Source organism: Celeribacter halophilus (genome assembly GCF_900114135.1).
GTDB classification, from domain to species: Bacteria; Pseudomonadota; Alphaproteobacteria; order Rhodobacterales; family Rhodobacteraceae; genus Celeribacter; species Celeribacter halophilus.
This window is the reverse complement of sequence record NZ_FORY01000012.1, coordinates 37,028-58,572: the sequence shown is the minus strand read 5'-3', so window position 1 is coordinate 58,572 and position 21,545 is coordinate 37,028. Positions and strand designations below refer to the sequence as shown.

Annotated in this window: 24 protein-coding genes; 11 read left to right on the top strand and 13 right to left on the bottom strand. The window is 58.5% G+C overall.

All coding sequences use genetic code 11. From position 1 onward, the window contains the following. The first annotated feature begins 84 nt into the window (after positions 1 to 84). The 5 genes from BM152_RS13000 to plsY all read left to right on the top strand — a co-directional run bounded on the left by BM152_RS13000 (position 85) and on the right by plsY (position 3,982). Positions 85 to 1,044: an aspartate carbamoyltransferase catalytic subunit gene (locus tag BM152_RS13000; RefSeq protein ID WP_066600544.1), complete on the top strand. Its 960-nt coding sequence runs from the start codon at positions 85 to 87 to the stop codon at positions 1,042 to 1,044. Then, complete coding sequence (locus tag BM152_RS12995; protein WP_066600541.1) at positions 1,041 to 1,562, top strand: hypothetical protein; 522 nt, start codon at positions 1,041 to 1,043, stop codon at positions 1,560 to 1,562. The genes BM152_RS13000 and BM152_RS12995 overlap by 4 nt, the downstream gene beginning before the upstream one ends. Then, positions 1,559 to 2,074 carry a hypothetical protein gene (locus BM152_RS12990; RefSeq protein WP_066600538.1) on the top strand — a complete coding sequence of 172 codons (516 nt, stop codon included), beginning with the start codon at positions 1,559 to 1,561 and terminating at the stop codon, positions 2,072 to 2,074. The genes BM152_RS12995 and BM152_RS12990 overlap by 4 nt, the downstream gene beginning before the upstream one ends. Continuing rightward, the gene (gene pyrC, locus BM152_RS12985) at positions 2,071 to 3,336 is read left to right on the top strand and encodes a dihydroorotase (RefSeq protein WP_066600535.1); all 1,266 of its coding nucleotides are present in this window, start codon (positions 2,071 to 2,073) and stop codon (positions 3,334 to 3,336) included. Before BM152_RS12990 ends, pyrC begins: the two co-directional genes overlap by 4 nt. A gap of 61 nt (positions 3,337 to 3,397) precedes the next feature. Next, the gene (gene plsY, locus BM152_RS12980; RefSeq protein WP_066600533.1) at positions 3,398 to 3,982 is read left to right on the top strand and encodes a glycerol-3-phosphate 1-O-acyltransferase PlsY; all 585 of its coding nucleotides are present in this window, start codon (positions 3,398 to 3,400) and stop codon (positions 3,980 to 3,982) included. A gap of 32 nt (positions 3,983 to 4,014) precedes the next feature. On the opposite strand, the gene BM152_RS12975 is transcribed toward plsY, so the two are convergent. From BM152_RS12975 to BM152_RS12965, 3 genes are all read right to left on the bottom strand, one after another. Continuing rightward, positions 4,015 to 5,385, bottom strand: coding sequence for a glutamate--cysteine ligase (locus BM152_RS12975; protein WP_066600531.1), 1,371 nt, complete (start codon positions 5,383 to 5,385; stop codon positions 4,015 to 4,017). Between the two features lie 83 nt (positions 5,386 to 5,468). Beyond that, positions 5,469 to 5,975, bottom strand: coding sequence for a hypothetical protein (locus tag BM152_RS12970; protein WP_066600528.1), 507 nt, complete (start codon positions 5,973 to 5,975; stop codon positions 5,469 to 5,471). Then, positions 5,972 to 6,697 (bottom strand): 16S rRNA (uracil(1498)-N(3))-methyltransferase, encoded by a 726-nt coding sequence (locus tag BM152_RS12965; RefSeq protein ID WP_066600700.1) that lies wholly within the window; start codon positions 6,695 to 6,697, stop codon positions 5,972 to 5,974. The genes BM152_RS12970 and BM152_RS12965 overlap by 4 nt, the downstream gene beginning before the upstream one ends. 11 nt (positions 6,698 to 6,708) lie before the next feature. Here BM152_RS12965 and ubiA point away from each other — a divergent pair, with 11 nt between their 5' ends. From ubiA to BM152_RS12950, 3 genes are all read left to right on the top strand, one after another. Continuing rightward, the gene (gene ubiA, locus BM152_RS12960; protein WP_066600526.1) at positions 6,709 to 7,689 is read left to right on the top strand and encodes a 4-hydroxybenzoate octaprenyltransferase; all 981 of its coding nucleotides are present in this window, start codon (positions 6,709 to 6,711) and stop codon (positions 7,687 to 7,689) included. A 65-nt stretch (positions 7,690 to 7,754) separates the two neighbouring features. Then, the gene (locus BM152_RS12955; RefSeq protein ID WP_066600523.1) at positions 7,755 to 9,689 is read left to right on the top strand and encodes an OmpA family protein; all 1,935 of its coding nucleotides are present in this window, start codon (positions 7,755 to 7,757) and stop codon (positions 9,687 to 9,689) included. Beyond that, the gene (locus BM152_RS12950; protein ID WP_066600520.1) at positions 9,686 to 10,012 is read left to right on the top strand and encodes a hypothetical protein; all 327 of its coding nucleotides are present in this window, start codon (positions 9,686 to 9,688) and stop codon (positions 10,010 to 10,012) included. Before BM152_RS12955 ends, BM152_RS12950 begins: the two co-directional genes overlap by 4 nt. Positions 10,013 to 10,100: 88 nt before the next feature. Here BM152_RS12950 and rpiB read toward each other — a convergent pair whose 3' ends face one another. The 9 genes from rpiB to BM152_RS12905 form a co-directional block, all read right to left on the bottom strand. Next, the gene (gene rpiB / locus BM152_RS12945) at positions 10,101 to 10,550 is read right to left on the bottom strand and encodes a ribose 5-phosphate isomerase B (RefSeq protein ID WP_066600518.1); all 450 of its coding nucleotides are present in this window, start codon (positions 10,548 to 10,550) and stop codon (positions 10,101 to 10,103) included. Positions 10,551 to 10,577: 27 nt separating this feature from the next. Next, a complete protein-coding gene (locus BM152_RS12940; RefSeq protein WP_066600516.1) occupies positions 10,578 to 11,015 on the bottom strand; it encodes a molybdenum cofactor biosynthesis protein MoaE in 438 nt (145 codons plus the stop codon). Between the two features lies 1 nt (position 11,016). Continuing rightward, the gene (gene moaD, locus BM152_RS12935; RefSeq protein ID WP_111481386.1) at positions 11,017 to 11,268 is read right to left on the bottom strand and encodes a molybdopterin converting factor subunit 1; all 252 of its coding nucleotides are present in this window, start codon (positions 11,266 to 11,268) and stop codon (positions 11,017 to 11,019) included. Then, the gene (pgsA, locus tag BM152_RS12930) at positions 11,258 to 11,824 is read right to left on the bottom strand and encodes a CDP-diacylglycerol--glycerol-3-phosphate 3-phosphatidyltransferase (RefSeq protein ID WP_066600514.1); all 567 of its coding nucleotides are present in this window, start codon (positions 11,822 to 11,824) and stop codon (positions 11,258 to 11,260) included. The genes moaD and pgsA overlap by 11 nt, the downstream gene beginning before the upstream one ends. Before the next feature lie 17 nt (positions 11,825 to 11,841). Continuing rightward, positions 11,842 to 13,731: an excinuclease ABC subunit UvrC gene (gene uvrC / locus BM152_RS12925; protein WP_066600512.1), complete on the bottom strand. Its 1,890-nt coding sequence runs from the start codon at positions 13,729 to 13,731 to the stop codon at positions 11,842 to 11,844. Between the two features lie 296 nt (positions 13,732 to 14,027). Then, positions 14,028 to 14,813, bottom strand: a complete 786-nt coding sequence (locus tag BM152_RS12920) for an SDR family oxidoreductase (RefSeq protein WP_066600505.1) — start codon at positions 14,811 to 14,813, stop codon at positions 14,028 to 14,030. Positions 14,814 to 14,826: 13 nt separating this feature from the next. Further along, positions 14,827 to 15,771: a calcium/sodium antiporter gene (locus BM152_RS12915; protein ID WP_066600503.1), complete on the bottom strand. Its 945-nt coding sequence runs from the start codon at positions 15,769 to 15,771 to the stop codon at positions 14,827 to 14,829. 171 nt (positions 15,772 to 15,942) lie between these two features. Continuing rightward, a complete protein-coding gene (locus BM152_RS12910) occupies positions 15,943 to 16,737 on the bottom strand; it encodes a S49 family peptidase (RefSeq protein ID WP_066600692.1) in 795 nt (264 codons plus the stop codon). 90 nt (positions 16,738 to 16,827) lie between these two features. Beyond that, positions 16,828 to 17,937: a zinc ABC transporter substrate-binding protein gene (locus BM152_RS12905; RefSeq protein ID WP_082715291.1), complete on the bottom strand. Its 1,110-nt coding sequence runs from the start codon at positions 17,935 to 17,937 to the stop codon at positions 16,828 to 16,830. 124 nt (positions 17,938 to 18,061) lie between these two features. Here BM152_RS12905 and BM152_RS12900 point away from each other — a divergent pair, with 124 nt between their 5' ends. Genes BM152_RS12900 through BM152_RS12890 form a run of 3 tightly spaced genes read left to right on the top strand, consistent with a single transcriptional unit; the run spans position 18,062 to position 20,093 of the window. Further along, entirely contained in the window at positions 18,062 to 18,550 is a 489-nt protein-coding gene (locus tag BM152_RS12900) for a Fur family transcriptional regulator (RefSeq protein WP_066600501.1), read from the top strand. Beyond that, positions 18,547 to 19,293 (top strand): ATP-binding cassette domain-containing protein, encoded by a 747-nt coding sequence (locus BM152_RS12895; protein WP_066600495.1) that lies wholly within the window; start codon positions 18,547 to 18,549, stop codon positions 19,291 to 19,293. Before BM152_RS12900 ends, BM152_RS12895 begins: the two co-directional genes overlap by 4 nt. Continuing rightward, a complete protein-coding gene (locus BM152_RS12890; protein ID WP_066600489.1) occupies positions 19,290 to 20,093 on the top strand; it encodes a metal ABC transporter permease in 804 nt (267 codons plus the stop codon). Before BM152_RS12895 ends, BM152_RS12890 begins: the two co-directional genes overlap by 4 nt. On the opposite strand, the gene BM152_RS12885 is transcribed toward BM152_RS12890, so the two are convergent. Beyond that, a complete protein-coding gene (locus BM152_RS12885; RefSeq protein ID WP_066600481.1) occupies positions 20,081 to 21,544 on the bottom strand; it encodes a mannitol dehydrogenase family protein in 1,464 nt (487 codons plus the stop codon). The two genes, BM152_RS12890 and BM152_RS12885, sit on opposite strands and share 13 nt — an antisense overlap. Position 21,545: the final 1 nt, after the last annotated feature.

Below are 21,545 nucleotides of genomic sequence, written 5' to 3'. Positions count from 1 at the left end.
ATCTCGTAAAAGAGTATAAAGGCGCATTGCCCGCCTGCCCGTGCTTTTCTATAAGCATGGGAAAGAGCACAGGGGGCATCTCTCATGGCATTTCGGCAAAAACACCTTCTGGGGATCGAGCCGCTTCATCCCGATGAGATCACCACCGTTCTGGATGTGGCTGAACGCTACGTCGACCTGAACCGTCAGGCCAACAAACATTCGGACGCGCTCAAGGGTCTGACCCAGATCAACATGTTCTTCGAAAATTCGACGCGCACTCAATCCTCTTTCGAACTGGCGGGCAAGCGCCTCGGTGCGGATGTGATGAACATGGCGATGCAGGCCAGCTCGATCAAAAAGGGCGAAACGCTGATTGATACGGCCCTGACGCTCAACGCCATGCACCCCGATCTGCTCGTCGTGCGCCACCCGCATTCAGGGGCGGTCGATCTGTTGGCACAAAAGGTCAACTGCGCCGTGCTGAACGCGGGCGACGGCAAGCACGAACATCCGACGCAGGCTTTGCTGGACGCTTTGACGATCCGGCGAGCGAAGGGACGGTTGCACCGCCTCAACATCGCGATTTGTGGCGATATCGCCCACAGCCGCGTAGCGCGTTCGAATCTCATGCTTTTGGGCAAGATGGAAAACCGCGTGCGCCTTGTCGGCCCGCCCACGCTTGTGCCGCAGCAATTCAAAGAATTCGGCTGCGAGATCTACGACGACATGGCCGAGGGCCTCAAGGACGTCGATGTGGTGATGATGCTGCGGCTTCAGAAAGAGCGCATGGATGGCGGGTTCATCCCGTCAGAGCGCGAATATTTCTACCGTTACGGGCTGGATGCCGACAAGCTGGCCCATGCCAAACCAGATGCCATTGTGATGCACCCCGGCCCGATGAACCGGGGCGTCGAGATCGACGGCACCATTGCCGACGACATCAACCGGTCTGTCATTCAGGAACAGGTGGAAATGGGCGTTGCCGTGCGCATGGCGGCTATGGATCTGCTGGCGCGCAATCTCAAATCCGCGCGCGAAGCGGACGCAGGGGTGATGGTGTGAGCGACCCGCTCGATATTCCGCATATGGGCCGGAAACTGGTCTGGGTGCTGTCTTTCGACGGCACGCTCGACGAGCTCGAAGCCCTCACGCCCGAAGCGATTGCAGAGGCTTTGGGGCTTTGGGCCACGCCGGACATGGCCCATGTGGAACGGTTCGATATGGCAACGATGCGCGACTACGGCTTTGCGCGGTATCTTTCCGAAGCTGGCGGTTTCAACATCGGGGACGCGGCCCCTCGGCTTGACGCCCTGACAGGTCCCGTTCTTCTGATCCATGCCAAAGCCCTGAATGACGAAGACACGCGGTTTTCGCCGGAGCCACCGTTTCAACTGATCGCCCGCTTCGGCACATCGCATGACATTCCCCCCGTCATCGGCATCGACAGCGAAAGCGCCAAGGGGCAATTGCCTCAAGGCAAACCTCCGAAGTCGCCCGCCCGGATGTCAGGCATGGTCGCCACGGTTGTCCTGATTTTTCTGGCCTTTTTCGTCGCGGCCTTTGTCTGGATCGGCGGATGACAGAGGGCTGGGCGGACATCCTGCACCCCGGTGAGCGGGTGCTGTGGCAAGGGCAGCCGGATCAGAGCATTCAGTGGCGCGGTCCCGCCATTCCCTTTGCCTTTTTCGGTGTAACCTTTGCAGTGTTTGCCCTGTTGTGGATGGTGAAAACCTATCTGTCAGGCGGCTACTGGCTCTTCGGCCTGTTCCAGTTCTGCACAGGGCTTGTGATCACCGCCGCACCTTTGCTGATCGGTCCGTTCATCGCCCGACGCACATGGTATTCGCTCAGTTCACGACGGGCGTTCTTTGCCAATGACCTGCCGTTTTCTGGCAAGACCCTTTTGGCGCTTGATCTGTGCCCCTCTCTTGGCGTCGAATTTGATGGGAAAAACCCCGGAACCATACGTTTTCAGGGACGCGCGGAGCCAATCATTGGCAGACAGTTCGACAGCGCCCCCGCTTTTGCGCAACTCCCCGACGCCCGCACCGTTTACGGGCTGATACGCGACATTCAGAAAGGCTCAGTATGACCATTTTCACCAATGCCCGACTGATCGACCCCGAGGCCCAAACGGACACACTGGGCTGGCTACGACTGGACGGCAATGTCATTGCGGAGACCGGAACAGGAACCCCGCCGGAGGGCGCGCATGTGGATTGCGCAGGTAAGTGCCTCGCTCCGGGGATTGTCGATCTGGGGGTCAAAGTCTCCGAACCCGGCGAACGGCACAAGGAAAGCTTTGCCTCCGCCGGACGTGCGGCAGCGGCAGGTGGCGTGACCACCATCGTGACGCGGCCAGACACGCTCAATGCCATCGACACGCCGGAAGTGCTGGAGTTTGTCCAGCGCCGCGCGGCCAGCGATGCCATCGTCAAGGTCAAACACATGTCCGCGCTCACCAAAGGGCGCGAAGGGCGCGAGATGGTCGAGATCGGCTTTATGCGCGATGCTGGTGCGGTGGCCTTCACCGATTGCGATCATGTGGTCGCGGACACGAAAGTGCTGCAACGCGCATTGACCTATGCGAAATCCTGCGGCGCCTTGGTGATCGGGCACCCGCAAGACCCGTGCCTGTCGAAAGGTGCCTCTGCCACGTCCGGCAAATTCGCCGCGCTGCGCGGCCTGCCTGCCGTATCGCCAATGGCCGAACGCATGGGGTTGGATCGTGATCTGGCGATGATCGAGATGACCGGTGCTTCCTATCACTTTGACCAGATCACCACCTCACGCGCATTGCCCGCGCTGGAACGCGCCAAACAGAACGGGTTTGACGTAACTGCGGGCGTCTCGATCCACCACCTGACGCTCAATGAACTTGATGTCGGCGATTACCGGACCTTTTTCAAAGTGAAACCGCCGCTGCGCTCGGAAGAAGACCGCCTCGCCATGGTGGGCGCTGTCGCGTCCGGACTGGTCGATGTGATTTCATCCATGCACACGCCGCAGGACGAAGAGAGCAAGCGCCTGCCGTTCGAAGAAGCCGCCTCCGGTGCCGTGGCGCTCGAAACCCTGCTGCCCGCAGCACTAAGGCTGTATCACGCTGGACAACTCACCTTGCCCGAGCTGTTCCGAGCTATGTCCCTGAACCCCGCGAAACGGCTGGGGCTCGAAACCGGACGCCTGAGCGAAGGCGCACCAGCCGACCTCGTGCTTTTCGATGCCGATGCGCCCTTTGTGCTCGACCGCTTCACCCTGCGCTCGAAATCCAAAAATACACCTTTCGACGGCGCCCGTATGCAGGGCATAGTGAAAGGCACATGGGTTGACGGTCAGCGCGTCTTCGAGGCGTAAGCGCATCCTGCCCGCTCCGGAATGAGTATTTGAACCATCAGAAAGCCTGAGGACCCGACCTATGACGTTCATCGCCACAGCCCTCCTTGCCTATCTCCTCGGCTCGATCCCCTTCGGGATTGTCATGTCGCGCCTCTTTGGTCTCGGTGATCTGCGCCAGATCGGGTCGGGCAATATCGGCGCGACGAATGTTTTGCGCACGGGCAACAAGCTGGCGGCGTTTCTGACGCTTCTCGGGGACAGTGGCAAAGGGGCGCTTGCCGTGCTTCTGGCGCGGTATCTCGTTGGCGAGCAGGCTGCAGGGATCGCAGGGCTGTGCGCCATGCTCGGGCATCTCTATCCGGTGTTCTTGCGTTTCAAAGGCGGCAAGGGAGTCGCAACATTTTTGGGGACGCTGCTGGCCCTGTCTTTCCCTGTCGGGCTATTGGCCTGCGGCACATGGCTTTTGGTCGCAGTAGTCACACGCTACTCCAGCCTGTCAGCGCTCGTGGCCGCGCTTTTGGCGCCGATCTACACGGCCGCGTTCTATCACCTGCATGGCGCTCTGCTGGTGCTCATACTGACCGCTCTGATCTTTTTCAAACACCGCGAAAACATCGCGCGTCTGAAGGCTGGCACAGAGACCAAGATCGGGCAAAAGGGCTAAAAAGCCGCCGCGATCAAAGCCGGTTGCGAAAGTCAGTAGCTGTATTCGCCGAACACGCGGGTCACATCGCCGTTCCAGTCACCTTCGAACCGTTCGATCAACTCGTCGGCCGGAGACTGTCCCGTTTCGAGGCTATCCTTGAGTGCGCTGAGGAAGTGGGTCTCATCGGGGATCATGCCGCCTGCACCGGCACAACTGCGGGCTTTCAAGCCGGCTTCGGCAATCGACACACATTCGCGGGCAAGATCGAGCATTTTGACGCCGTTCACCTCGGCCTGTAGCGCATCGACCGAAGCGGCCACGCGCAACTCTTCGCGGAATTCCGGCGTCCAGCCTTTGATCAGATCGGAGGTCGCATCCAGCGCAGTCTGGTCATACATCATGCCAACCCAGAACGCAGGCAGTGCACAAAGGCGACGCCAAGGTCCACCATCGGCACCGCGCATCTCCATGTATTTCTTGATACGCGCTTCCGGAAACAGCGTCGTGAGGTGATCGGCCCAATCGGACATCGTCGGCTTTTCACCCGGTAGTGCGGGCAGTTCGCCTTTGAGGAAATCGCGGAAGGACATGCCAAGCGCGTCGATATATTTGCCGTCGCGGTAGACGAAATACATCGGCACATCGAGCGCATATTCCGTGTAGCGTTCAAACCCCATCCCGTCTTCGAACACGAAGGGCAACATGCCTGTGCGCGACGGGTCGAGATGACGCCAGATATAGGAGCGCCAGCTTTTATGGCCGTTGAGCTTGCCCTCCTTGAAGGGCGAATTGGCGAACAAAGCCGTGGCGACCGGTTGCAAAGCCAGAGCGGTGCGGAACTTCTGCACCATGTCTGCCTCGGAGGCGAAATCGAGGTTCACCTGAACCGTGCATGTCCGGCGCATCATCTGCGTGCCGGTCGTGCCCACCCTATCCATATAAGCATCCATCAGCTTATAGCGGCCCTTGGGCATCAGAGGCATGTCCTCATGCGTCCAGTTGGGAGCCATGCCGAGGCCAATAAACCGCGCACCGACCTCGTCGGCAACCGTGCGCACTTCCTTGAGATGTTCGTTCACCTCGTCGCAGGTCTGATGGATCGTGTCCAAAGGCGCGCCGGACAGTTCCAACTGCCCGCCCGGTTCCAGCGAAATATTCGCGCCGTTCAACTCAAGCCCGATGAGATACTCGCCCTCGAAAACCGGATTCCAGCCGTATCGGTCCTGCAGTCCTTCTAGAATGGCCTTGATAGAACAGTCGCCCTGATAGGGAAGCGGCTTTTGTTGTGCTTCGCAATAGCCGAATTTCTCGTGCTCCGTGCCGATCTTCCACTGATCCTTGGGCTTACAGCCCTCCGCGAAGTAGCCGACAAGGTCATCATAGCTTTCGATCGGCCCGCCGCCGGATTGAGGAATGGACATGGGGGAGGTGCTCCGAAAGATTGTAAAACGTTCGCGTACAGTTGTGCCAAGCGCGCCGCGAAGTCAATGCAGGCAAACCGCGCTCAGTGCAGAACCGCTGTGCGTTTCCTCCAGATCACAACAGGGTGATCCGGTGTTTGCTTGATTTGCCGCAGCATTTTCTCCGTGTCCAGACCGTCCAGCGAGACAAAAACATCAAACAAGGCCTCCGCCCCATGTGCGTTCACCGGAATCGTCAAAGGCGCCTGCCCCGGCACATCAAGTTGCCAATGCGCCTGCCCTTTGCCAGTCGGGATCAAAAGCACGGAGGTGAGGGCCTCGATTTCCACCTGCCCGCCGGTCAGGGGCGAGAAAAAGCTCACAACGCCCTCATCCACTTCCACAGCGCCGAAGCCCCCGCCACCGCGATTGAACCGCGCGCGCAGGATGGCGGCCACGGCAAATATGACGGCGAGCGCGGTAAAACCAAGCGCGACCCAGCGCATGATGCCATAGGACGAAAATGCCCAAAGCGCCATCAGCGCCACAACGATCAAGGCCACAACAACCTCGCGCCAGCGCCAGAGCATAGTTTTGACCTCGGGCCTCATACCCAATCTCCAAGCTGCTGCTGCCAAACCGTCAGAGCCGCCACAGCCGCCGTGTCGGCACGCAGAATACGGGGGCCAAGAGACACCGCATGGGCATAAGGCAGCGCATGAAGGCGCTTGCGCTCCGCATCAGAGAACCCGCCTTCAGGACCGATTAGTATGGCCCATTTGCCACCCTTGACCGCTCCCAAGACCTCGGCCGCCCCCACAAGCGCCTCGTCACAGAACATGATCTGGCGCTCGGGGTCCCAGTCCGCCAGCAGCCTGTCGAGTTTGACCAGGTCAGCCACCTCGGGCACATAGGTGCCGCCGCATTGCTCCGCCGCCTCGACGGCATGTGCCTGCAACCTGTCCTGACGGATGCGTTCGGAATTGGTGAAATCGGTCGACACCGGACAAATCCGCATTGCGCCCATCTCGGCCGCTTTCTCCACGATAAAATCCGTGCGCGTCTTTTTGATTGGCGCGAACAGGAGCCAGAGGTCGGGAGGCATCTGCAAATCACGGCTCTTCTCGCGACAGGTCAACGTGCCACCACGTTTGCCCGCTTGCGTAACCTCCGCCAGAAACTCGCCGTCACGGGAGTTGAAGAGTGCGATAAAAGCGCCCTCCCCTTGCCGCATCACCCCGAAAAGGTAATGCGCCTGATCCCGTTCCAGAGGAATGGATTGCCCCACAGCCAGTGGGTGATCTACATAGAGCCTGATTTTCGCTTCAACCATGGACATTACATATGACCGATGAGCGCGTGACGCCAGAGCAGACGAACACAGAAGCAAACGGGCAGGTCGCCGATGCAGTGAAAGGCAACTGGGTGGATCACCGCGCACCGGCATGGACGCGGCCCTACCTGCGACTATCGCGGGCGGACCGGCCCGTGGGCACATGGCTTTTGCTGATCCCGTGCTGGTGGGGGGCGCTTCTGGCCTCCGCAGAGGTGGGCACATTGAGCCCGCGTACAATCTGGATCATGGTCGGCTGTGCATTGGGGGCGTGGCTCATGCGTGGCGCGGGCTGCACATGGAACGACATCAGCGACCGCAATATCGACGACAAGGTGGAGCGGACCAAAAGCCGCCCCATTCCATCCGGTCAGGTGAGTGTGAAACAGGCCGTGACATGGATGGCGCTCCAAAGCCTCATCGCCTTGGTGATTCTCCTCACCTTCGGAAAACTCGCGATTGTTCTGGGAATCGCATCGCTCTTGCCCGTCATGATCTACCCGTTCGCCAAACGCTTTACATGGTGGCCGCAAGTTTTTCTGGGCATCGCATTCAACTGGGGCGCGCTACTGGCCTATGCCGCCGTGGCTGGCAAACTGACCACAGCGCCGGTCTTTCTCTATCTCGCAGGCATTGCGTGGACGATTTTCTATGACACGATCTATGCCCATCAGGACAAGGAAGATGACGCGCTCATCGGGGTCAAATCTACTGCGCTCCGCTTTGGCGACGACACCCCGCGCTGGCTTAAACGCTTTCTGGTCATGACCGTGGTGCTGATGGCCGCTGGAATTATAGAAGCGCTCACCGAAGGCTCCGTTCTGGCGCTTGTCGTGGCCTTGGGCGCTCCTTGGGCGATGGGGCTGCATATGACGTGGCAAATGGCCCGACTTGACACCGCGAACCCGGATCGCTGCCTCGCCCTGTTCCGCTCAAACCGCAACACGGGACTACTGGCTGCGCTATTTCTTGCCATCGCAATCTTCCTTTGATTGCAGCGCAGGGCCGAACCCCCTAAGACAAAAGACAAAGTCCAAAACAGGCGTCTCGTTCCCTGATGCGTATTGCAAATTTTCTACCCGTCCTCGCCATTTTCCTTGCCGGCCTCGTGATGAGTCTCGCAGGTGCCGCTATCGGTGCCCGTGTGATCGAGAGCACCTCTACCAAAGCCGTGGAAAACCAACTCATCATGCGCGGCTATGACTGGGTCGATGTCCAAGGCGACGGGTTGCAGATCGTGCTGACCGGCACGGCCCCCGATGAACAAACCCAACTGGCCGCCCAGCGTGCCGCCGGTCATGTGGTCGATCCGGCCCGCGTGATCAATGTGATGAATGTGGTCCAGCAAGAGGCCATTCCCGCCCCCCGCTTTTCCATCGAAATCCTGCGCAACGACAGCGGCATTTCTCTGATAGGTCTGGTGCCGAGCAACTGGGACCGCGAGGGGTTTGTGGCCGACCTGAAGAAATCCAGCGGCACAGGCTCTGTTGCTGACCTGATGGAACAAGCCGATTATCCGGTGCCGGAAAACTGGGGGGACGCCACCAAATTCGGACGCGAAGCCATCGGGCTTTTGCCACGCTCCAAGATTTCCATTGCAGCGGACGGGATCACCCTCACCGCTTTGGCCGACAGTAAGGAACAAAAAGCCGCCTTTGAGAAAAAGCTCATCAAGGCGCTGCCCGACACGCTTCCCGTGGCCATTGATGTTGCCGCGCCACGTCCGGTCATCACCCCCTTTACCGTCCGCTTTCTCATAGACGAGAATGGCCCGCGCTTTGATGCCTGCGTGGCGGAAACCTCGGCAGATCATGCCCGTATTCTGGCAGCGGCCAAATCGGCAGGGATCGAAGACCCGAACTGCACCATCGGGCTCGGTTCCCCCTCGTCACAATGGGCCGCTGCTGTCGAGACCGGCATGCGTGCCCTTCAGGAACTGGGGCAAGGCAGCATCACCTATTCCGATGGCGATGTCAGCCTGATCGCCGCAGAGGGCACATCCTCCTCCATGTTCGACAAGGTCGTCGGCGAATTGGAAGCCGACCTGCCCACCACCTTCACCCTGCACAGCGCGTTGCTTCAATCCGAAGCTGTGGCCGAGGAAGACGACCGTCCCGAATTCATTGCAATCCGTTCTCCCGAAGGGCAAACGCAACTGCGCGGGCGCATCCCAGACGAACGCAGCCAAGCGGCGGCGGAAGCTCTGGCCAAGGCCGCATTCGGCAGCCATTCGGTCTATTCCGCAATGCGGGTGGACAATGACCTGCCGGAGGGATGGGCTCTACGTGCAATGGCGGCGATCGAGGCTCTTGCCGAATTGAATCGCGGTTCTGCCACCATGACAGAAGACCTTGTGAGCATTCGCGGCGAAACCGGCAACGAGAATGCCAAAGCGGAAATTGCAGGCCTCCTGTCCGAAAAACTGGGCGACGGTGCACCCTTCGAAATCGACGTGACCTATGTGCGCAAACTCGATCCGATCCTCAACCTGCCCACGCCGCAGGAATGTGTAGAGCGGGCCAACGCACAGATTGCCGCCAACAAGATCGTCTTTGATCCCGGCTCGATCGAGCTGAATGCCGCAGCCAATGACACGCTCGACAAGATCGCAGAGGTGTTGAAAGATTGCGAAGATATCGAAATGGAAATCGGTGCACATAGCGACAGTCAGGGCGGCGAGGTGATGAACCTCAACCTCTCGACCCAGCGCGCCAATTCCGTGCTCGACGGGCTACTGATGCGCCGCGTGGCTGGCGTCAGCTTTACCGCGAAAGGCTATGGCGAAAGCCAGCCCATCGCGGACAACAGCACCGAAGAAGGCCGCGAGGCAAACCGCCGGATCGAGTTCAAATTGCTCAATGCCGAAGATACACAAACGTCTGCCGCAGATGCCTCGGATGACGAGGACGCGCAGGCGGGGGACACAGAAACAGAAGACGGGTCGCAGGGGGAAAATGCGACATCCGTTGCTGAGGACGGGGAAACGGAATGAACAGAACCGAATTGATCATCGCTACGGCGATTGTGCTTTTCATCGCCTTTCTAATGGGCTGGTTTGCTCATTGGCTGATGCATCGCTTTGTGCATGTGGGACAGGGCGAGATGAATGACCTCGACACAATGGCGCAGCAATTGCACGAAGCGGAGGAACAGCGCGATCAGGCGATAGCCTATTACCAGCAACGTGAATCCGAACTGACCAATCAGGCCAACCAGACCGAAGCCGAACTGCGGGCCGCGATGGACGGATTGCGCGAAGCACGCCAAGAGGCCGAAGAGCTGCGTGCCTATATCGAGAAATCAAACGCGAGTTAACGCTCTCTCGGATATTTCACACCTATAGATAAAAAGGACACGCCCCTCATAACAAGAGAGACGTGTCCTTTTTTTGTTGCCAATGGCGTTACGCTTTTGGTGCTTCGATCATATCAACACGTGTCGCATGACGTCCGCCTTCAAATTCGGCATTCAGATAAGCGTCCACAATATCAAGTGCCAACCCCTCGCCCACAACACGAGATCCAAGCGCCAGCATATTGGCATTGTTGTGCTGACGGATCATACGGGCGGAAAAGGTCTCGGAACATACACCGCAACGGATGCCTTCGACCTTGTTCGCGGCCATCATGATGCCTTGCCCAGTGCCGCAAACGATGATCCCCAACGCACAGTCACCAGATGCCACAAGCTCTGCGGCCGCTTTGCCGTGGATCGGGTAATGGGTGCTCTCGGGCGTGGTCGGCCCGATGTCCACCGCTTCCCAGCCCTGCTCGGCAATGTGTTTGGCAATCGCTTGGCGCAGTTCGATAGCGGCGTGATCGCTCGACAGCGCAATTCGTTTGTTCTCGGTCATCTTGATTTTCCCAAAAGGTTTGGCGGTTCACCACCGGTTCAAAGCATCCTCATCCGCATCTCTCGCGGCCACCCAATCGGCACCGTCTCGCGTCACTTCTTTTTTCCAGAACGGCGCACGGGACTTGAGGTAATCCATCAGAAACTCCGCCGCCTCAAACGCTTCGACCCGATGTCGGGCGGCGGTGGCGACCATCATGATCTGGTCTCCGGGGCGCAGCTTGCCGTAGCGATGAATCACAAGACAATCCGTGAGCCCCCAACGCGCGGCGGCCTCCTCGGCAATCTTGGTGATCGCGGCCTCGCACATGCCGGGATAATGTTCGATCTCCATGTGATCAAGCGCGCCGGTGTCATCGCGGACCAGCCCCGTAAAACTCACCGTCGCGCCGGTGTTCGGCTGTTTGCCGAAACCTTTCAGAACCTCGGCAAGATCAAAATCCTCGGACTGGACAGAGACGCGCATCTCAGCCACCTGTCATCGGCGGAAAGAACGCCACTTCGCACACACCCTCAAGCGAGGCATCAAACTCCGTCAATTCCTGATCCACCGCCACACGCAGGGATTTAAGATCGGAAAACGCCAGATCATAGCGCGGCTCGCGCGCTTTCAACTCATCAACCAAATCCATCACTGTCGCCGCAGAGGTCTCGACAGTCTCGCGCGGCTCACCGATGCGCTCGCGCACCCAAGCGAAATACAACACATCAATCTTCATGGTGATCTCGCAAATAGGGCATGGCTTTGCTTAGATAGTCCCATCCTGTGATCACGGTCAAAAGCCCTGCAATCCAGAATATCAGCAGACCAAGCGTGAACAGCGGTGCCGAAGCGGTCGCACCATAGGCAAAAAGCACAGCGATGGCGACCATCTGGGCCGTGGTTTTCCACTTGGCAAGTTTTGTCACCTTGAGCGTTCCGGCCGTATCGCCCAGAAATTCGCGCAAGCCGGAGACAAAGGTTTCCCGCAACAGGATGAAAGCGGCAGGGATCACGATCAAAGGGTTCACACCATGCAGCATGGTCAGCACCGCAATCGCCGTGACCACCATCGCCTTATCCGCAATCGGGTCCAGCATCGCACCGAATTTCGACATCTGGTCCCATTTCCGCGCCAGATACCCGTCGAGAAAATCGGTGACAGAAGCCGAGGCAAAGAGGATCAGCGCCACCCAGTCCGCAACCGGACGCGGCAGAACGAGAAACACGAGCGCGACACCCGGCGCACAAAGCAGCCGGAAGACGGTGAGGATATTCGGTAGATTCCATGTCATATTCTCTCCATACCCCCTCACCCGTTCTCATGGAAGAAGTCGTAGACCGTCTGGGCCACTTTCTCTGAAATTCCGTCTACAGCCTTCAAGTCCGCAAGGTTCGCCCCCTCCACCGCCTTTGCCGATCCGAAATGCGCCAGAAGTGCGCGTTTGCGCGTTGCCCCCACGCCGGGAATGTCGTCCAGCCGCGTGAGCCCGATGGCCTTCGAGCGTTTCGCGCGGTGGGTGCCAATGGCAAAACGGTGCGCCTCATCGCGCAGACGCTGGATGAAATAGAGCACAGGATCATTGCGCCGGAGTGCCATGACGCGGTGGCCGATTCGGTGGAATTCCTCTTTCCCCTGATCGCGGTCGATACCCTTGGCCACGCCAACCATAGGAATGTCGGTCACGCCCTGTTCCTTCATGATCTCGTGGACCGCAGAGACCTGCCCTGCCCCCCCGTCGATCAGCAACAGATCAGGCCACAGCCCTTTCGAACGGTCCGGATCGTCCTTGAGCAGGCGTTTGAACCGGCGCGTCAGAACCTCTTTCATCATGCCGAAATCATCGCCCGGCGTGATGTCATCACCGCGAATGTCATATTTGCGATACTGGTTCTTCATGAACCCTTCCGGCCCCGCCACGATCATCGCGCCGACCGCGTGAGCGCCCTGAATATGCGAGTTGTCATAGACTTCGATGCGTTGCGGCACTCGCGGCAGGTCGAATGCCTCTTTAAGACCCACAAGCAATTTCTCCTGCGCCGCGCTTTCGGACATTTTCCGGCCCAGACTTTCACGCGCATTGCGCAGGGCTGAGGCGACAAGCTCATGCTTTTCCCCCCGCTGCGGGACGAGAATCTCAACCTTCTTGCCTGCATTCTCCGACAAGGCCTCGGCCAGAAGCGCACGTTCCTCGATGTCATGGGACAGGATAAGCTGACGCGGCGGCTCGCGTTTCTCGTAGAATTGCCCGATGAAACTGGCGAGCACCTCTTCGGCCTCGGCCCCGTTGGTTTTGGGATAGAAATCCTTGTTGCCCCAGTTCTGATGCGCGCGGATGAAAAAGACCTGCACACAGGCCTGCCCGCTCTCCATATGCAGCCCGATCACATCGCCCTCCCCCACGGTCCGCGGGTTGATGCCTTGCGCGGTCTGCACATTGGTCAGCGCACGGATGCGGTCACGCAGACCCGCCGCCTTTTCGAATTCCATCGCATCCGAGGCCTCTTGCATCTCAAGCGCCAGTTTTTCCTGAAGCTCCGTATTCCGCCCTTGCAAAAACCGCTCCGCCTCCGCAACGAGCGCGCCATAGTCCTCCTTCGAGATATTGCCGACGCATGGCGCGGTGCAGCGTTTGATCTGATATTGCAGACAAGGACGCGTGCGAGACTGAAAATCCGCGTCCGAACAATTCCTAAGCAGAAAGACTTTCTGAAGCTGGTTGAGCGTGCGGTTCACCGAAGACGCGGAAGCAAACGGACCGTAGTAGGATGCCTTGCGCTTGCGCGCTCCGCGATGCTTGGCAATCTGCGGAAAATCCGTGTCCTTTGTCACCATGATATTCGGAAAGCTTTTGTCGTCACGCAGGAGCACGTTGTAGCGCGGCTTCAACTGCTTGATGAGGTTCTGCTCCAAAAGCAGCGCCTCTGTCTCTGTCCGTGTGGTCAGAAACATCATCTGCGAGGTTTCGGAAATCATCTTTGCGATCCGCGCGGAATGGCCATGCGGACGCGCATAATTCGAGACCCTGTTTTTCAGGTTCTTCGCCTTACCGACATAGAGCACGTTATGCTCCGGATCGAGCATCCGGTAGACCCCCGGAGAGCCGTCGAGCATACGCAGATAGCCCTCGATCACCTTGTGACCGCGCGGGATGTCTTTGCTCTCTGAGCCACCCTGTGATGTCGTTGTTTCGTCGCTCATGGATCCGCCTCCGATTCCCGCTCTGGCTGCAACCTTATCGCTTTGGGGGCAAGAGGAAACTCATCCACCATTCCTGTGGATAACCCTGCAGATAAGTTTTAGAGAACTCCGTTTTTTCCTTGTTTTCATGCGAATTCCGGACTTTGCCCAAAAAATAGACAATCTCGCAAGGCATTGTTTTTGCATGATATATTTTTACGCATCTTGCAAATCATTGAATTTGTTTACATTTTAGTAACGCAAATGAAACAAAATCGCGAGACGTGCAAAACTTTTGGCGACACTCTACCCTAGGGTCACTCCAAGCCCCCGACATCAGGCGTCTCCCAAGCTAGATGTTGCCCGCTATCAGGGCAGATCATCTGCCCCGTCACAGAGCGCGCACCGATCAAATAATGCAGCGCCGCACAGACATCCTCAGGGGTAGCTCCGCGCTGCAAAAGCGTGGCTTTCTGCTGGTTCTCAAAATCCACTTCCGATTGACGTGCTCCTTTCAGCGTCGGCCCCGGCCCGATCGCATTGATACGCACCTTGGGCGCAAGCGCCTGTGCCGCCGTTCGGGTCAGGGTCCAAAGCGCGGATTTTGCCAAAGTGTAACTCATGAACTGCGGCGTGAGCTTACGCACCCGCTGGTCTATCAAATTGACGACCATCGCTCGCGCCAGAGGACGCTCACCCTCTTCCATCGACGGTTCACGCGCTTGGGCGGCGAAATGCTGAAGCAAAACAAACGGCGCACGCAGATTGCTTTCCATGTGCCGGTCCCAGCTTTGACGCGTTGCAGATGTAAGGTTGTCCTCCTCGAAAATTGACGCATTGTTCACCAAAAGCGTCAAAGGCCCGCCTAAAGCGTCAACCGCACGCGGGATCAGCGTCTCCACCTGCGCCTCGTCCAAGAGGTCGGCTTTAAGCACAGAGGATTGCCGCCCCATAGCTCGCAGCTCATCTACGAGCGTTCCGGCGGCCTCAACGGAGTGATTGCAATGCACGGCCACATCGAAACCGTCTTGCGCCAAAGACAAAGCCATCGCCCGGCCAAGTCGATGCGCGGCCCCTGTCACAAGCGCCTTTTTCTCCGCCATTCGTGGCCTCTCCTCAGCTCAATACCGCCAACACATAGAGGATATATAGAGCAGAGAGCGCGACACCCCAAATTCGGGTGATATCAATACGTTTCAACACAAACAGGCCGAGAAGAACGGAAGAGCCGAACATCACCCAAATGTCAAAATGCATCAATCCGGGTTCCACCGGCAACGCACCAACAAGGCTCGACACGCCGATGATCCCTAAAAGATTGAACATATTTGAGCCGATGACATTGCCAAAAGCCACATCCGCCTGTTTGCGCAACGCCGCCATCACCGTGGTCGCCAGTTCCGGCAGGGATGTGCCCAAAGCCACCAGCGTCAGGCCGATCACCGTTTCGGACACGCCAAAATCGCGGGCAATATTGGTGGAGGATTCAACCAGAATATTCGCGCCCAAAGGCAAACCGATCAAACCGGCGATGAGAAAACCGGCGATCTTGATCCACGGCATGTCGGGGTCGGCCCCCTCCACCTCTTCCAGATCAAGCTCGCGTTGGGCGGCGCGGTGACAGCGTGCTTCATACACGGCGTGACCAATCATGGAAAAGAGCGCGGCCAACAGAACAATACCGGCGATCCAGTCGAATTTCCCTCGGAGCGCCAGAAGGATAAAAATCACCGTCGCGCCAATCATCTGAAGATAGGAGGCACGAGTGGAATTATCGATCACATGAAGCGTCGAGATCAACGCCGGCACCCCAAGCACCAGCAAGACATTCGCCGTATTCGAGCCGACAACATTCCCGAGCGCCAGCCCCGGCACGCCATCAAAGATTGCAGAGATCGACACAAGTAACTCCGGCGCAGAGGTGCCGAAAGCCACCACGGTCAAAGACACGATCAACGCCGGAATCCCGAGCCGCAAGGACAGGTTTACCGCGCCTCGCACCAACATGTCACCGGCCACCAGCAAAAGCACCAGACCCGCAATCGCATAAACGAAATCCATCAGGGTTTACCCTTCTCACAGGCGCAAGCGCCTTTACCTATCCTGTAACGCCCGCAGCGGGGGCATTTCATATCTTTGAGTTTCTGTTGCCCGGGAAAACGCAGGCGACCGAATATGGCCAAGACCATCATGAAGATCAGGAAAACGCTGATGACCTTGAAAATCATGACGTCAGAGCCCGAACCGCGCCCAAAGCGCCTGTTCTTCGACCTGCGAGGTCAATCCTGATGCAAGCTGGGCACCGAAACGACGCAGCAGAGGGCGTTTCGGTCCGAAAACCGGAAGCCGCACTTTGTCACCGTAAATCTCTTTCATCTTGGGAACCAGATGACCGATACCGTCGGCCAGACCGAGATCAACGCCTTTCACCCCAGTCCAGAACGCCCCGTCAAAAAGCTCGACCTCTTTGGAGAGACGCTCGGCACGGGAGGCGGTGACATGGGCGATGAAAGCCTCGTGGATGTCTTCCTGAAGTGCCTTGATCCGCGCCACGTCTTCGGGATTTTCCGGCCGAAACGGATCCATCTGGCTTTTCGACTTGCCTGAGGTGTAGACCCGCCGCTCGATCCCGTGTTTCGAGATGAACTGGTCAAAGCCGAAACCCGCCGAGATCACGCCAATGGACCCGACGATGGAACTTGTGTCCACGAATATCTTGTCGGCAGCGCAGGCCAGCCAATAGCCCCCAGAAGCCGCGACATCCTCGACAAAGGCATAAACAGGAACCTCTTTCTCCGCCGCCAGCCGCGTAATACGCGCGGCGATGAGCGAAGACTGCACCGGAGAACCGCCCGGCGAGTTGATCGAAAGCGCCACGGCGGAGGGCTTGCCTTTGGAAAAGGCACGCTCGATTGCGGGGGCAAGGCTTTGGTCATTCAATCCGCCTTGGCGGGTCATGATCGCGCCATTGAGGCGAATAACATTGACCCGAGGGGCCGATTTACGAAAAGGGATGCGCACTGTCATGCTCATGGATGTAAAGCCCCCCATCCGCACAAACAAGGGCGCGAGACCTCGCCTCGCGCCCTTTTTTCATCCATCACTTAGAGTTTCAGCTCACTCGCCAACGCATGCCTTGAAAGAATTCGCCAATTCATCCATCAACGCGGCATAAAAATCCGCTCCCGGTGTCAGTGCCACACCCAGAGGATCAATCACCAAGGAACGAGCATCTGTGCCATCAAGAACAGTCTTCACAAGGCCTGCATTGAACTGCGGCTCGGCAAAGACGCAATCGACGTCGATCTCTTTCACCTTGTCCTGAACCTCTTTGATCCGAGCAGGGCTCGGAGCCGAGGCATCCCCGATAGAGATCGACCCAGCCGCAGACAGGCCGAAACGGTTCTCGAAATACTGATAGGCATCGTGGAAGACGATGAATTTCATATCGGAAATCGGGGCAAGTTCGGTCCGGATTTCGGCGATTTTTTCATCCAGCGCCTCTTGCGCCGCTGCGGCGTTGGCACGATAGGTCGCGGCGTTATCAGCATCGAGCTCTGAAAGCTCTTCTGCAATCGCGCCCAGCCAAACGTGTGCATTCATCGGGTCCAGCCAAGCGTGGCCGTCCGCGCCATCATGGTCGTCATGATCATGGTCGTCATGCGCGTGCTCTTCATGCTCATCGTGGTCATGATCGTCATGGTCCTCGTGGGCATCTTCGTGATCGTGGTCATCATAACCTTGCTCTTCATGCGCATCATGATCGTGAGCATCATGGTCGTGTTCGTCATGATCTTCATGCTCATCGTGATCGTCATGCCCATGTTCATCGTGATCATGCACATGGCGTTCAAAGGTTGCCCCGTCGCGAACGTCCAATAGTATCGCACCCTCAACCTCGGTCAGCGGCACAGAGCGGGTATTTTTACCGATCTCTTCGATCAGGTCTTCGAGCCACGGCTCGATCTGCGGGCCGGTCCAGAACACAACATCCGCATCCTGCACAGCCTTTGCCTCTGACGGGCGCAGGGAATAGCCGTGCGGTGACGTGCCCTGCGGCATCAACACATCAGGCGTTCCGAGATCCCCCATCACTTGCATGACAAGCGACTGGATCGGGGCCATATCGGTCACGACATTGGGCACCTCGGCCTGTGCCGATGCAACCTGTGCGAAATGCGCGCCGGCGAGCAGCGGCGCGAAAAGGAGGGAGGAACGTAGAGTCATTGTAGCCTCGAAATTTGTGTTATGTTATCACGTCTCGGGCTTGATATAGTAGACGTGATAACATATCAATACCCCCTGTCGCGCAGGCAATGCCCTGCACGTCTTGCCAGCACGGAGAATTGTCATGGACCCCAACCCGATCGGATTTCACCAACACGATCACAGCCATTGTGTCGCCGATGCTGTTGCCGAAGCGGACCGCTCCTGCCGCGAGGCCGGTTTGCAACTGACACCCGTGCGCAAACGGACTTTGGAAATCCTGCTCGAAGAACACCGCGCCCTCGGGGCCTATGATGTGCTGGCGCGGCTGGCCAAGGACGGGTTCGGAAGCCAGCCACCCGTGGCCTATCGCGCGCTCGACTTCCTGACAAAACACGGGCTGGCGCACAAGATCGAACGGCTCAACGCCTTCATCGCCTGCGCCCATCCCGGTGACATCCACACACCCGCCTTCCTCATCTGCACCAGTTGCAACGCGGTAGCGGAGGCCGAAACCGATCCTTCGCACAGCCTTCTGAGCCAGATCGCGGAAACCACAGGGTTTCACATCAGCAAAGCCGTGCTTGAGGCCGAGGGCACCTGCCCGAATTGCATCACGGACGCCGCGAAATGAGCCTTGTTTCCGTAGACAACGTGAGCCTGAGCCTTGGCGGGCGGCAGGTTCTCGATCAGGTCTCGCTGCATATCGATACCGGAGAAATCGTCACCATCGTCGGGCCGAACGGTTCAGGGAAATCGACGCTATTGCGCGTGATCATCGGCGCTTTGACGCCGCAAACCGGTCAGGTCACTCGGCAAAAAGGTCTCAAGATCGGCTATGTGCCGCAAAAGCTGCATATCGATCCGACCCTGCCCCTGACCGTACGGCGTTTCCTGTCACTTCCGAAGCGGGTGAGCGATGCCGCCGCCCATGCCGCGCTTGAAGACGCCGGCGCAGGTCATTTGTGTCAGCATCAAATGACCTCCCTCTCCGGAGGACAATTCCAGCGGGTACTTCTGGCGCGTGCGCTCTTGATGGAGCCCGACCTTCTTATTCTCGACGAAGCCACGCAGGGGCTCGACCAGCCCGGCTCTGCCGATTTCTATAGCCAGATCGAAACGCTGCGGCACAAAAAAGGCTGTGCCGTGTTGATGGTTTCGCACGAACTTCACGTTGTCATGGCCGCATCCGATCGGGTGATCTGCCTCAACGGGCATGTCTGTTGTCACGGCGCGCCGGAGCATGTGGCCTCCGCACCGGAATACCGTGCGCTCTTTGGCACAGGCACGCATGGCGCACTGGCGCTCTACCGCCACGAACACCATCACGATCATGACGGTTGCGATCACGATCATTCGTACGAGGAAAACGCATGAGCCTTCTGGATGATTTCATTGTCCGCGCCGTTCTGGCCGGACTCGGTCTGGTGATCGCCGCGGCCCCTCTAGGCTGTTTCGTGGTCTGGCGGCGCATGGCCTATTTCGGCGATGCCACCGCCCACGCAGCACTGTTGGGCGTGGCCCTGGCTCTAACCTTCAACATCTCGATTTTCGCAGGCGTTCTGTCCGTGGCGCTCATCATGGCCGTGACGGTTTCCGCGCTTGCAGGGCGCGGCTTTGCGATGGATACGCTGCTGGGCGTCATGGCGCACAGTTCGCTGGCCTTTGGCCTCGTGGCCGTCTCTTTTGTTCCCAGTGTGCGGGTTGATCTGATGGCCTATCTCTTTGGAGACATTCTGGCCGTCGGACGGAGCGACCTTGTGGTGATCTGGCTCGGCGCGCTTATGGTTGTCGGACTTCTATACTGGCGGTGGTCCGCTCTGCTGACCGCAACGCTCAACCCCGATCTGGCCTATGCCTCCGGCATTTCACCCAAACGCGAACAGATCATCCTGTCTCTGGCATTGGCGCTTGTGGTTGCGGTGGCGATCAAGGTGGTCGGCACGCTGTTGATTGCGGCCATGCTTCTGATCCCTGCGGCCAGCGCTCGCGCTTTTGCCCGCACGCCGGAGCGCATGGCTGTGATTGCAATGGTGATCGGCATGTTGTCGATTCTGGGCGGCATCCAAAGCGCCTTCACGTTTGACACGCCAACAGGGCCCACGATTGTCTGCGTCGGGGCCCTGCTCTTTGTGGTTGCCAATCTGGTCCGGCTGGTGCGCGGTCAGGCCAAGTAAGTGCCCAGCGTAGCTTCCAGCCCTGTGTCATAGATCATCGTCAGCCAGCGTGTGAAACTGTCTGCAAACCGCGGATCATCGCCAAGGTCGCCATAGATGTGACGCATGGACAGCCATACCTCCGGCGTATCCTTGGCTTTGGCGGCCAGCGCGGTCACATCCGACCAGAAGGGGTCATTCGGCTCGATGGTGCTGCCATCCTCACGCACGCCGAGGCAATAACGCGCCCAGATCGCAGAGACGAGCGCGAGGCCTTCCACCCCCATCCCGCGGTCGAGACCGGCCCGAATGGAAGGCACAAGGAATCCCGGATGGCGCGACGACCCGTCAAAGGCCACGCGCCGCGTCGTGTCGACGATCTTTGGATTGGAGAACCGCTTTTTGATCAGAGCCACATAGGTTTGCGGCGTAAACTCCGGCACCGGCGCAACATGCGGCATGATCTCTTCGCGCTCGACCTTCTCGAACAACGCTGCAATCAACGGATGCGCCATGCAGCCGGAGATCGTCTCCACCGACAACAAATCCCCTGCCGCCGAGATCACCTGATGCCCGCCATTGAGAATACGAATTTTCATCGTCTCATAGGCATGGACATTATCGGAAAATGTCGCGCCCGCCTTGTCCCAGTCGGGACGGCCTGCGCAGAAATTGTCCTCGATCACCCATTGCCGGAAATTCTCGTGAGTGACAGGCACCATGTCCTCAATGCCGAACTCTTTGACCAGCTCCAACTCCTTCGGACCGGTCGCAGGCACGATGCAATCGACCATCGCGTTGGGGAAAGTGCAATGCGTCTCGATCCAGTCTGCAAGCTCGGGGTCGGACAGCCGCGCCAGAGACACCACCGTTTGACGCAGCACATGACCATTGCCCAGAAGATTGTCGCACGACTGCCCTGTGAACGGCCCGATCCCGCGATCCCGACGCAGTTTCAGCGCGGCCACGATGGCCCCGAACGCGGTGCGCGGGTGCTGAGGGTTGGCAGCATCGTGGACAATATCCGGATGGGCAGCGTCGAAGCCCTTGGTCGCCGGATCGATATAGTAGCCGCCTTCGGTCACGGTGAGCGCGACAATCCGGATGTCCGGCTGTGCCATGCGTTCGATCAGTGCCCCGTTGCCGTCTTCGACCGGAACATAGTCAATCATCGCGCCGACCACTTCGGCCTTTGAGCCGGCAGGGTCCAGCTCAATGAGCGTCGTCAAATAGTCCTGCGCCGCCATTTTCCGACGCATGGTCTCATCATAGGCGCGCACGCCGGCACCGATGATGGCCCAATCCTGCGCCAAACCCTGTTGCATCAGCCGGTGCAAATACCACGACTGATGCGCACGGTGGAAATTGCCAAGCCCGATATGCACGATGCCCGGCGTCAGTTTGCTCCGGTCGTATTCGGGGCGCAGGACGGTCTCCGGCAAGTCCTTGAGGGTCTCGTTCGATAGCTTCATG